Origin of the sequence: Hydrogenophaga sp. 2FB (assembly GCF_005503365.1) — a bacterium.
Classification (GTDB): Bacteria; Pseudomonadota; Gammaproteobacteria; order Burkholderiales; family Burkholderiaceae_C; genus Hydrogenophaga.
In genome coordinates, this window is sequence record NZ_SCML01000029.1 from 31080 (window position 1) to 42677 (window position 11598).

General features: G+C 65.8%; 10 protein-coding genes. All 10 read left to right on the plus strand.

Going from position 1 to position 11598, the window contains the following annotated elements:
- Window positions 1–17: 17 nt before the first annotated feature.
- Entirely contained in the window at window positions 18–710 is a 693-nt protein-coding gene (locus FFS09_RS17515; protein WP_137920185.1) for a response regulator, read from the plus strand.
- A complete protein-coding gene (locus tag FFS09_RS17520) occupies window positions 694–2184 on the plus strand; it encodes an ATP-binding protein (RefSeq protein ID WP_252374412.1) in 1491 nt (496 codons plus the stop codon). Before FFS09_RS17515 ends, FFS09_RS17520 begins: the two co-directional genes overlap by 17 nt.
- 101 nt (window positions 2185–2285) lie before the next feature.
- Entirely contained in the window at window positions 2286–2978 is a 693-nt protein-coding gene (gene slmA / locus FFS09_RS17525; protein ID WP_137920186.1) for a nucleoid occlusion factor SlmA, read from the plus strand.
- Between the two features lie 147 nt (window positions 2979–3125).
- Window positions 3126–3839 carry a TetR/AcrR family transcriptional regulator gene (locus tag FFS09_RS17530; protein WP_137920187.1) on the plus strand — a complete coding sequence of 238 codons (714 nt, stop codon included), beginning with the start codon at window positions 3126–3128 and terminating at the stop codon, window positions 3837–3839.
- A 44-nt stretch (window positions 3840–3883) separates the two neighbouring features.
- Window positions 3884–5680, plus strand: coding sequence for an acyl-CoA dehydrogenase C-terminal domain-containing protein (locus FFS09_RS17535; protein ID WP_137920188.1), 1797 nt, complete (start codon window positions 3884–3886; stop codon window positions 5678–5680).
- 34 nt (window positions 5681–5714) lie between these two features.
- A complete protein-coding gene (locus tag FFS09_RS17540) occupies window positions 5715–6152 on the plus strand; it encodes a DUF2147 domain-containing protein (RefSeq protein WP_137920189.1) in 438 nt (145 codons plus the stop codon).
- A 30-nt stretch (window positions 6153–6182) separates the two neighbouring features.
- Complete coding sequence (locus FFS09_RS17545) at window positions 6183–8582, plus strand: 3-hydroxyacyl-CoA dehydrogenase/enoyl-CoA hydratase family protein (protein ID WP_137920190.1); 2400 nt, start codon at window positions 6183–6185, stop codon at window positions 8580–8582.
- Window positions 8583–8724: 142 nt separating this feature from the next.
- On the plus strand, window positions 8725–9129 hold the full coding sequence (locus tag FFS09_RS17550) for an endonuclease domain-containing protein (protein ID WP_137920191.1): 405 nt from the start codon (window positions 8725–8727) through the stop codon (window positions 9127–9129).
- A gap of 8 nt (window positions 9130–9137) precedes the next feature.
- Window positions 9138–10346: an acetyl-CoA C-acyltransferase gene (locus FFS09_RS17555; RefSeq protein WP_137920192.1), complete on the plus strand. Its 1209-nt coding sequence runs from the start codon at window positions 9138–9140 to the stop codon at window positions 10344–10346.
- 423 nt (window positions 10347–10769) lie between these two features.
- Window positions 10770–11591 carry an acyl-CoA thioesterase gene (locus tag FFS09_RS17560; RefSeq protein WP_137920193.1) on the plus strand — a complete coding sequence of 274 codons (822 nt, stop codon included), beginning with the start codon at window positions 10770–10772 and terminating at the stop codon, window positions 11589–11591.
- Window positions 11592–11598: the final 7 nt, after the last annotated feature.

Consider the following 11598-nt stretch of genomic DNA (forward strand, 5'->3'; position numbering starts at 1 on the left):
GCGGGGGGAATCTCTAGATGCGGTTGCTCCTCGTTGAAGACGACGTGATGGTGGCCAGCGGCATCAAGCTGGGGCTCACCAACGCCGGCTACACCGTGGACTGGGTGGGCAGCGCCGAGCGCGCGCTGCAGGCCCTGGAAAGCGACAGCTTCGACCTCGCCATCGTCGACATCGGCCTGCCTGCCATGGACGGCCTGGTGCTCACGCGCCAGCTGCGCACCAACGGCTCGAAGATGCCCGTGCTGATCCTCACCGCGCGCGATGCCTTGCACGACCGCGTGCAGGGTCTGGACATCGGCGCCGACGACTACATGATCAAGCCCTTCGAACTGCCCGAGCTGCTGGCGCGCATGCGCGCGCTGCTGCGCCGCTCGCAGGCCGCCACTTCGGCGGTGCTGGGTTTTGGCCCGCTGGAGATGGACACCGCGAACCGCCGCGTCACCTTGGCCGGCCAACCCGTGGAGCTGGGCCCGCGCGAATGGACCGTGCTCGAGTACCTGCTCATGCAGGTGCCCAAGCCCGCCGCCAAGGACAAGCTGCTGCAGGCCCTGACCGGCTGGGACAAGGAAATCACGCCCAATGCCATCGAGGTCTACGTCTCGCGTCTGCGCGCCAAGCTCGAACCCTCCGGCATCAGCCTGCGCGCGATCCGGGGCTTTGGCTACCGGCTCGAACTGACCGACCCACCCGGTCATGTCGCCGCACCCTAAGTCCACGGCATCGCGCGGCATGATCTGGGGCTTGCAGCGCAGGCTGCTGGTCATGCTGCTCTTCACGCTGAGCGTGATCGGCACGGTCAGTGTGCTGGTGCACTACCAGACCGCGGGCACCGCCGCGCTGCAGCAGGACCAGCGCCTGCACAAACTGGTGCCGCTGCTGGCCGATTCGATCGTCGTGACCAGCGTGACCGAAGGCGACGCGGGGCGGGCCATCGCAGGCCTGAGCGAGGCCATCGAAGGGCCCGGCATGGCCATGCTGCTGGCGCCGCCGGTGGAGGAGTTCCTGTCCGAATGGCCTGGGCTGCGCGCTTTTGGTGTGTTTGACGCGCGCGGCGGCCACATCATGGGCGAGCGCTGGTTGCCCACCGTCCTGCCCGCCACGCAGGACGCCGAGTTCTTCAATGTGGTCGAGGCCGGCACCACCTACCGCGTGGTGGCCCAGCGTGTGACGACGGACATGGGCGAACTCATCGTCATGCTCGCCGACGGCTCCGACGTGCGCCAGCACTGGCTGGGCAACGTGCTGCTGCGTGTGCTGTTCCCCAACCTGATGTTGTTCGCCGTGGCCGCCGCCGTCGTCACCTGGGGCGTGGCGCGCACCTTGCGGCCGCTGATCGACCTCAAGGATGCGGTGGAAAACCGCTCGCCGCGCGACCTGAGCCCGCTGAGCACCGACAAGATTCCCGGCGAAGTCTTGCCCCTCGTGGTGTCGCTCAACCGCCTGTTCAAGCTCGTCAATGCCCAGAGCGAGGCGCAGCGCCGCTTCGTGGCCGATGCCGCGCACCAGCTGCGCACGCCGCTGGCCGGCCTGCAGGCGCAGGTGGAGGCCTGGGCCCAGGCCACGCGCGGCATGGGCGGGGATGAGTCCATCGGACTGCGTGTCGATCAGGTCCGGCGCCTGCGCGACGCCACGCGACGCACGTCCCAGCTGGCCAGCCAGTTGTTGGCGCTGTCGCGCGCCGACGCCGTCAGCGCTGATGCCCAGCCCATGCACCGGGTGGACCTGATGGAGCTGTGCGAGAACATGCTCTCGCTCTATCTGGACGCGGCCGGGCGCAAGCACATCGACCTCGGCCTCGAAGTCCAGCCGGCCCAGACGCTCGGCCACGCGTGGCTGCTGCGCGAGTTGCTGCTCAACCTGGTGGACAACGCCGTCAAGTACACGCCCGTGGGTGGGCGCATCACGGTGCGCTGTGGCGAAGAGCCTGTGACGATCGGCGAAATCGATACCGTGCGCGCGTGGATGGAGGTGGAAGACGACGGGCCGGGCATTCCCGCGCACGAGCACGAACGCGTGTTGCAGCGCTTCTACCGCGTGCCGGGCACGACGGTCGAGGGCAATGGTCTGGGCCTGGCCATTGCGAACGAGATCGCGCGCGCCCACCGCGTCCCGCTGCAGTTCGACACCGGCGCGCACGGCCCGGGCCTGCGTGTGCGGGTGACTTTTGAGGCGGTCACTTACTGACCTCGAATGGCGCGCCGCAAGGGCCCTTGGACGCCTCGCGCTGTGCGAGAATGGCCGCGGGAAAAGACCCCCGCAACCCACTCCAGACGGACTGCTTGCCCATGACCTCCACTGCCCCCGACTCCCCCTCCCCGGCCGACGATGCCGCCTTCGAAGCGGCCCAGGCTATCGAAGCGGCGGCGCAGGCCGATGGCGCGACACGCAAGCGGCCCAAGCCCGGCGAGCGCCGGGTGCAGATCCTGCAGGCGCTGGCCACCATGCTCGAACAGCCCGGGGCCGAGCGCATCACCACCGCCGCCCTGGCGGCGCGCCTGGAAGTGAGCGAGGCCGCTTTGTACCGCCATTTCGCCAGCAAGGCCCAGATGTTCGAGGGCCTGATCGAATTCATCGAGCAGTCGGTGTTTGGCCTGATCAACCAGCTCGGCGAACGCGAGCCCGACGCCAACCTGCGCTCGCGCAAGATCATCACCCTGCTGCTGCAGTTCGGCGAAAAGAACCCCGGCATGACGCGCGTGATGGTCGGCGACGCGCTCGTGTTCGAGAACGAGCGCCTGCAGCAGCGCATGAACCTGTTCTTCGACAAGATCGAATCGGCGCTGCGGCAGAACCTGCGCGAGACCTCGGTGCTGACCGGCGCCGCCACGCCCACGGTCGACGCCCAGGCCGACGCCTCGGTCATCACCGCCTTCTGCGTCGGGCGCCTGCAGCGCTTCGCACGCAGTGGCTTCAAACGTTCCCCCAGCGAAAGCCTGGAACACAGCCTCGCGCTGTTGCTGCCCGTCAACCGGCCCTGAGCAATTAGGGCGCAGCCCCTAACAAAGCGGACACAAACTGCCCGGTGATCCGCACGGGCCTCTGGTTTTGCGGTAAAAATAGCACGACCGTTCGATTCTTCGGGCGGCGTGTTTTTTTTGACCTCTCTTCAACCAGGACCGACCCGCATGAGCGCAGCGCCACAACGCGACAAGCCAGCCACCCCCGCCGTGCGGCGCGCGGCCGCGCCCGGACTGCTGCAGAAGGGGCAGCAGACCAAGGCCGCCATCGTCGACGCCGCGCTCGGCCTGGCCACGCAGATCGGCCTGGAGGGTTTGTCCATCGGCGCGCTCGCCGAGGTCATGCAGATGAGCAAGTCCGGCGTGTTCGCGCACTTCGGCTCGCGCGAGGAACTGCAGATTTCCGTGGTGCGCGAGTACCACACGCGGTTTGAGGACGAGGTGTTCTACCCCGCCATGGACGCGCCACGCGGCCTGCCGCGCCTGCGCGCGCTGTTCGACAACTGGATGAAGCGCACCTCGGTCGAGATCGACTCGGGCTGCCTCTACATCAGCGGCGCGGTCGAGTTCGACGACCGGCCCGGCCCGGTGCGCGATGCGCTCGCGAGTTCGGTCAACACCTGGCTCAGCGCCATGCGCCGTGCGGTAGAGATCGCGATCGAAGAAGGCCACCTCGACGCCGACACCGACGCACCCCAGATGGCATTCGAGATCCACGCGCAGATTCTGGCCTTGCACTACGAAGCGCGCTTCCTGCGCAGCCCCGACTCGGTGCGCCGCGCCTTGCGGGCCTTTGACAGCATCGTCGAGCGCAACAGCCGATGGCCTGCCGAAGGAACGCCCGCCAAAACCTCTGCTGCCACGCGCAAGCCGCGCGGCTGAATCCCTTTCTTCCCTTCTTCACAAACCCAGCACAGGAGTTTCCGATGCCCGTTTACAACCCACCCCTGCGAGACATGCAGTTTGTGATGCACGAAGTGCTCAAGGTCACCGACGATTTCAAGGGCATGCCGCAGCACGCCGAAGTCGACGCCGACACCATCAACGCGGTGCTCGAAGAAGCCGGCAAGTTCGCCTCCGAGGTGCTGTTCCCGCTCAACATCGGCGGCGACACCGAAGGCTGCACGCTCGACAAGACCACGCACGAAGTCAAGACCCCCACCGGCTTCAAGGACGCGTACAAAACGTACATCGAAGGCGGCTGGGCCGCGCTGTCGTGCGACCCCGAATTCGGTGGCCAGGGCCTGCCGCTGGTGGTGAACCAGTGCTTCTACGAAATGATGAACTCGGCCAACCAGGCCTGGACCATGTACCCCGGCCTCACGCACGGCGCCTATGCCGCGCTGCACACCTACGGCACCGACGAGCAGAAAAAGACCTACCTGCCCAAGATGACCAGCGGCGAATGGACCGGCACCATGTGCCTCACCGAACCGCACTGCGGCACCGACCTGGGCCTCATGCGCACCAAGGCCGAACCGCAGGCCGACGGCACCTACAGGATCACCGGCAACAAGATTTTCATCAGCGCCGGTGAACACGACATGGCCGAGAACATCGTTCACCTGGTGCTGGCGCGCCTGCCCGATTCGCCACCCGGCACCAAGGGCATCAGCCTCTTCGCCGTGCCCAAGTTCAACGCCAAGGCCGACGGCACGCTGGGCGCGCGCAATGGCATCTATTGCGGCGGCCTGGAACACAAGATGGGCATCCACGGCAACGCCACCGCGCAGATCGTCATCGACGGCGCCATCGGTACGCTCGTGGGCCAGCCCAACAAGGGCATGCAGGCCATGTTCGTGATGATGAACGCCGCGCGCCTGGGCGTGGGCAACCAGTCGCTGGGTCTGACCGAAGTGGCCTACCAGAACGCACTGGCCTACGCGAAAGACCGTGTGCAGGGCCGCTCGCTCAGCGGCACCAAGGCCAAGGACAAGCCGGCCGATCCGATCATCGTGCACCCCGACGTGCGCCGCATGCTGCTCACCGCCAAGGCCTATGCCGAAGGTGGCCGCGCGCTGGCCATGTTCTGCTCGGTGCTGCTGGAAAAAGTGCACCACCACCCGGACGAGAAGGTGCGCAAGGACAGCGACGACATGCTGTCGCTGCTCACGCCCATCACCAAGGCCTTCCTGACCGACAACGGCTACAACGCCACCACCCAATGCCAGCAGGTGTTCGGCGGCCACGGCTACATCAAGGAATGGGGCATGGAGCAGTACGTGCGCGATGCCCGCATCAACATGATCTACGAAGGCACCAACACGATCCAGAGCCTGGACCTGCTGGGCCGCAAGGTGCTGGGCAACAACGGCGCCACGCTCAAGAAGTTCGGCAAGCTGGTGGGCGCGCTGGTGATGGAAGAGGGCGTCAACGAGAAGATGGCCGAGTTCATCAACCCGTTGGCCGTGCTGGGCGAGCAGATCACCAAGTTCACCACCGAGATCGGTTTCAAGGGCCTGCAGAACCCCGATGAAGTGGGCGCTGCCGCGGTGGACTACCTGCGCGTGGCCGGCCACCTGGTGTTCGGCTACTTCTGGGCCCGCATGGCGCAGGTGGCGCTGCGCGAAATCGCGGCCGGCAACACCGACCCGTTCTACATGGCCAAACTGCAGACCGCGCGTTTCTACTTCGCCAAGCTGTTCCCCGAGACCGCGACCCTGATGCGCACCGCGCGTGCGGGCAGCAAATCGCTGATGGACACCGACGCGGCTCTGGCGTAAACCAGCGCTTTCCTACAACCACCAGGAGACTTCGATGATCAAGACAACGCTTGCTGCTTCGCTTCTCGTTTTTGCGGGTCAGGCGCTCGCGCAGATGTCGCCGGTGGGTCTGTGGAAGACCGTCGACGATGACACGAAGAAGGAAAAGTCCCTGGTGCGCATCAAGGAAACCAATGGTGTCTACAGCGGCACCATCGAGAAGCTGCTCGACCCCGCCACGAAGCAGGACGCGGTGTGCGACAAGTGCACCGACGACCGCAAGGACAAGCCCGTGCTGGGCATGACCATCCTGCGCAACCTCAAGCAGAGTGCCGACGACAAGGCTCTCTACGAGGGCGGCGAGATCGTCGACCCGAACAACGGCAAGACGTACCGCACGCGCCTCAAGCCGGTCGAAGATGGCAAGAAGCTGGAAATGCGCGGCTACATCGGCCCGTTCTACCGCACCCAGGTCTGGCTTCGCGTCGAGTAATCCCGAGCCTGCCAATTTCATGGAAAACCAATGAACCGATTTCAAGTGAAGAAAGTCGCCGTGCTCGGCGCAGGCGTGATGGGTGCGCAGATCGCCGCGCACCTGGTCAACGTCAAGGTGCCGGTGGTGCTGTTCGACCTGCCCGCGAAGGATGGTCCGAAGAACGGCATCGTCACGCGCGCGGTGGAGGGTCTGAAGAAACTCAAGCCCTCGCCGCTGGGTGCGGCGGCCGATGCCGATCTGATCGGGCAGGCCAACTACGAAGAGCACATGGAGCAGTTGCGCGACTGCGACCTCATCATCGAGGCCATCGCCGAGCGCATGGACTGGAAGCTCGATCTCTACAGCAAGATCGCGCCCTTCATCGCCGAGCACACCATCGTCGCGTCCAACACCTCGGGCCTGTCGATCACAAAGCTCAGCGAAGCGCTGCCCGAGGCAATCAAGCCGCGCTTCTGCGGCATCCACTTCTTCAACCCGCCGCGCTACATGACGCTGGTGGAGCTGATCGCCACGCCGACCACCGAGCCGCAGATCCTCAACGACCTGGAGACCTTCGTCACCAGCGGCCTGGGCAAGGGCGTGGTGCGCGCCAAGGACACGCCCAACTTCGTCGCCAACCGCATCGGCATCGCCGGCATGCTGGCGACGATGAAGGAGGTGGAGAACTTCGGCCTGACGGTCGACGTGGTGGACGACCTGACCGGCAAACGCCTGGGCCGTGCGAGCAGCGGCACCTTCCGCACCGCCGACGTGGTGGGCCTGGACACCATGGCCCATGTGGTCAAGACCTTGCAGGACAACCTGAACAAGGAAACCGACCCGTTCTACGGCAGCTTCGGCACGCCGCCGGTGCTGGCCAAGCTGCTGGAGTTGAAGAACCTTGGCCAGAAGAGCGGTGCGGGTTTCTACAAGAAGGTGGGGCGCGACATTCTGCGATTCGACCTCGCCAGCGAAGATTACGTGCCCGGTGGCGAGAAGGCCGACGAGGTGTACGGCCGCATGCTCAAGCGCCCGGCCGCCGAGCGCCTGAAGCTGCTGCGCAACAGCGAAGGCCCGCAAGGCCAGTTCCTCTGGGCCATTCTGCGCAACAGCTTCCACTACGCGGCCGTGCACCTGGCCACCATCGCCGAGACCGCGCGCGACGTTGACCAGGCCATGCGCTGGGGCTTCGGCATGAAGCAAGGCCCGTTCGAGCTCTGGCAGGAAGCCGGCTGGCTCGAGGTGGCGAAGATGGTGCAGGAAGACATCGACGCGGGCAAGGCCTTGTCGAAAGCGCCGCTGCCCGAGTGGGTGTTCAAGGGCCCGGTGGCCGAGGCCGGTGGGGTGCACACCGCGCAAGGTTCGTGGAATCCTAGCAAGGGCACGTTCGAAGGCCGCTTGCAGTTGCCGGTGTACCAGCGCCAGCACTTCCCCGAACTGCTGTTGGGCGAAGCCGGTCCGAAGTTCGAGACGGCGGGCACGACGATCGAGGAGAACGATTCGATCCGGGTGTGGTCGCTCGATGAGCAGGTGCTGATCGCCAGCATCAAGACCAAGATGCACGCCATCAGCCCCGAAGTGTGCGAGGGCCTGATGGCTGCCGTGGACCTGGCCGAGAAGGAGTACCAGGGCCTGGTGATCTGGTCGGGCGACGAGCCCTTCAGCGCCGGCGCCGACCTGCAAGCCATGCTGCCGGCCTTCATGGCCGTGGGCGTGAGCGCGATCGAAGACGCCGAAGGCTTCATGCAGCAGACCATGCTGCGCCTGCGCTATGCGAACGTGCCGGTGGTGTCTGCCGTGCGCGGGTTGGCATTGGGTGGGGGCTGTGAGCTGGCGGTGCACAGCGCGCGCCGCGTGGTGCACATGGAAAGCTACATCGGCCTGGTGGAAGTCGGCGTGGGCCTGGTGCCGGGTGCTGGTGGCCTGACGTATATCGCGCGCCGCGCGGCCGAGAACGCCGAGACCTCGACGGGCAAGGACTTGCTGCCGTTTTTGACCGAAGGGTTCACCGCTGCGGCGATGGCCAAAGTGGGGACTTCTGCATTGGAGTCGCGGCAGTTGGGCTACGTGTTGCACTCGGACGTGATCGTGCCGCACAAGGACGAGTTGCTGTTTGTGGCGATCAACGAGGCGAAGGGTTTGTTCAACGGTGGGTACCGCGCGCCACACAAGCGCTTGTTCCCGGTGGCGGGGCGCGATGGCAAGGCGACCATTCTGGGCAGCCTGGTGAACATGCGCGACGGTGGCTTCATCAGCCAGCACGACTTCCACATTGCGTCGCTGATCGCGAATGTGGTGACGGGAGGCGACGTCGAGCCTGGCACGCTGGTGAGCGAGGAGTACCTGATGACCCTGGAGCGCCGGGCGTTCTGCTCGCTGATCGTGCATCCGAAAACGCAAGAGCGGATTCTGGGGATGTTGAATACGGGTAAGCCGGTGCGGAACTGATGTGATGTGGTTGGTGTGCGTGCCCCCATCCCAGCCTTCCCCCAGAGGGGGAAGGCGCAACGCTCTTCTTCGGAGAACGTGTCTGACCCCTTCCCCCTCTGGGGGAAGGTAGGGATGGGGGGTGCCCTCTTACCAACACACCATGCAACACCAAGCCACCCTCAAAGCCAAAGTCAACGCCCGCATCCTGCGCCGGGACATGACCGACGCCGAGCGCAAGTTCTGGTCGGGGCTGCGAGGTGATCAGTCGGGATTCAAGTTCCGCCGCCAGCACCCACAAGGCCCCTACATCGCCGACTTCGCCCGCCTCGATCCCCAGGTCATCGTTGAGCTGGATGGTTCGCAGCACGCCGACAACCTGGCCTACGACCTGTCCCGCGATGCGTTTTTCAAAGCACGAGGTTTTGTCGTGCTGAGGTTTCCATCGAACGCACCGTTTCACAACCTTGATGGTGTTCTGAGCGCCATCCTTCATCAACTCCATACGTTGGCGGGCGTTGCCCCCATCCCAGCCTTCCCCCAGAGGGGGAAGGGGCAAGACACCTAGGAACCACCATGAGCAAACAAATTCAGGACGCCTACATCGTCGCCGCCACCCGCACGCCCATCGGCCGTTCGCACAAGGGCTCCTTCAAGCACCTGCGCCCGGACGACATGCTCGCCCTCGCGCTGCGCTCTGCCCTTGCACAGGCCCCTGGCCTGGACCCGAAGGCGATTGAAGACGTGATCTGCGGCTGCGCCATTCCCGAAGCCCAGCAGGGCCTGAACGTGGCGCGCATCGGCGCCATCCTCGCCGGTCTGCCCAACAGCGTGGGTGGCATCACCGTCAACCGCTTCTGCGCCTCCGGACTCTCCGCCGTGCAGATGGCGGCCGACCGCATCCGCGTGGGCGAGGCCGACGTGATGATCGCCGCCGGCACCGAGAGCATGAGCATGGTGCCCATGATGGGCAACTCGCCCAGCCTCTCGCCCACCATCTTCAGGAACACCGACGACGTCGAGAGCTACGGCATCGCCTACGGCATGGGCCTCACCGCCGAGAAGGTCGCCCAGAAATGGAAAGTCTCGCGCGAGGCGCAAGACGCCTTCGCGCTGCAGTCGCACCAGCGCGCCCTGCTCGCCATGAAGAACGGCGAGTTCACCGACGAGATCACGCCGGTGGAAGTGACCGAGCGCAGCGTGGACCTGGAAAGCGCCGACGTCGCCACCACCACCCGCACCGTGAGCCTGGACGAAGGCGCGCGGCCCGACACCTCCATCGAAGGCCTGGCCAAGCTGCGCACCGTGTTCGCCGCGCGTGGCTCGGTCACCGCCGGCAACAGCTCACAAACCAGTGACGGCGCCGGCGCGCTCATCCTCGCCAGCGAAGCGGCCGTGAAGCGCTTTGGCCTGACACCCCTGGCGCGCTTTGTCAGCTACGCCTCGCGCGGCGTGCCGCCGCACCTCATGGGCATCGGCCCGATCGAAGCGATTCCTGCGGCTCTCAAATACGCTGGCCTCACGCAGGACCAGATCGACTGGATCGAACTCAACGAAGCCTTCGCCGCGCAGTCGCTCGCTGTCATCAACACCCTGGGCCTGGACCCGAGCAAGGTCAACCCCATGGGTGGTGCGATCGCGCTGGGCCACCCGCTGGGTGCCACCGGCGCCATCCGCGCCGCCACTGTGGTGCATGCGCTCAAGCGCCACAACAAGAAGTACGGCATGGTCACCATGTGCGTCGGCATGGGGCAGGGCGCGGCCGGGATCTTCGAGCGGGTCTGACGCGGCGCTCAGGAGCGCGCCAACACGTTGGCGATTTTGAGGAAGCCGTTGTCGCGGGTGGCCTCCACCGTCTTCGGGTGGGTTCGCGCAGCCACGTGGCTTGGTTGTCACCGAGACCCCAGCTGCTTCAGCAAGGCCATCTTCTGCGCATCACTGGATGCATGAGGCTGCGGCTGGAGGGCGACGGGATTGGCCTGGATCCGGGATGTGGTGGGGAGCACGCTCTCATTCCTGTCACTGAATGTGCGGCTGTCTGCCGGTCACCGGGGCCGGTTGGTTTTCGCATGCGGTGTGCGGCGGGGGTGCGAGACGCGCATGGCTTTTTATCCTCCAGGGAGGTATTCCAGTTCGGAACACCTGGAGCGCCCGCAACGTGTCGCGATCACGACGGGGCGTTGCGCCCGCATCCTGCAAACTGGCGGCATGACGACACATTTTCTGGACCAGGCCGTCGCGCTGCAGGTGCTCGACAACGGACGCTACAGCGGCACCACGTCGCCCGACTACGCCAACATGGTGGGCCCGTTTGGGGGCATCACCGCCGCGACCGTGATGCAAGCCTTGATGCGGCATCCCGATCGGCTGGGCGAACCGATCTCGCTCACCGTGAACTACGCTGCCGCCTTGGCCGACGGTGGCTTCACCGTGGCAGCGCGGCCGGTGCGCACCAACCGGTCCACACAGCACTGGACGCTGGAGATCACGCAGCCCGATGCAAATGGCGATGCATCCACCGTGCTCACCGCTACCGCCGTGACCGCCGTGCGACGCGAGACCTGGAGCGTGGACGAAGTGCCCATGCCCGCCGTGCCCCTGCCCAGTGACGTGCCGCGCGCGAAGATGCCCAGGTCGGTCGCATGGGTGCAGCGCTACGCCATGCACTCCATCACCGGCGGCTTGCCCACGGTGTGGGACGGGCAAGGCGACACCAGCCTGCTCCGGATGTGGGTGCGCGACGAACCCGAGCGCCCGCTCGACTTCTGCAGCCTCACCGCGCTGGCCGATGTGTTCTACCCGCGCATCTGGCTGCGCCGCGCCAAGCCCGTGCCCACGGGAACTGTGTCAATGACGGTGTACTTTCACGCCGGTTCGGCCGAACACGCCGCCACCGGCACCGGCTGGCTGCTCGCGCAAGCGCAGGGACAGGCCTACCGCAACGGCTTCTTCGACCAGACGGCGCAACTCTGGAACGAAGCCGGCGCGCTGCTGGTCACCACGCACCAGATCGTCTACTACAAGGAATAGACGCCAC

Excerpts from the sequence above, each read along its gene's own strand:
- FFS09_RS17515 (WP_137920185.1), top strand. The coding sequence starts at position 18 with ATGCGGTTGCTCCTCGTTGAAGACGACGTGATGGTGGCCAGCGGCATC.
- FFS09_RS17520 (WP_252374412.1), top strand. The coding sequence starts at position 694 with ATGTCGCCGCACCCTAAGTCCACGGCATCGCGCGGCATGATCTGGGGC.
- slmA (WP_137920186.1), top strand. The coding sequence starts at position 2,286 with ATGACCTCCACTGCCCCCGACTCCCCCTCCCCGGCCGACGATGCCGCC.
- FFS09_RS17530 (WP_137920187.1), top strand. The coding sequence starts at position 3,126 with ATGAGCGCAGCGCCACAACGCGACAAGCCAGCCACCCCCGCCGTGCGG.
- FFS09_RS17535 (WP_137920188.1), top strand. The coding sequence starts at position 3,884 with ATGCCCGTTTACAACCCACCCCTGCGAGACATGCAGTTTGTGATGCAC.
- FFS09_RS17540 (WP_137920189.1), top strand. The coding sequence starts at position 5,715 with ATGATCAAGACAACGCTTGCTGCTTCGCTTCTCGTTTTTGCGGGTCAG.
- FFS09_RS17545 (WP_137920190.1), top strand. The coding sequence starts at position 6,183 with ATGAACCGATTTCAAGTGAAGAAAGTCGCCGTGCTCGGCGCAGGCGTG.
- FFS09_RS17550 (WP_137920191.1), top strand. The coding sequence starts at position 8,725 with ATGCAACACCAAGCCACCCTCAAAGCCAAAGTCAACGCCCGCATCCTG.
- FFS09_RS17555 (WP_137920192.1), top strand. The coding sequence starts at position 9,138 with ATGAGCAAACAAATTCAGGACGCCTACATCGTCGCCGCCACCCGCACG.
- FFS09_RS17560 (WP_137920193.1), top strand. The coding sequence starts at position 10,770 with ATGACGACACATTTTCTGGACCAGGCCGTCGCGCTGCAGGTGCTCGAC.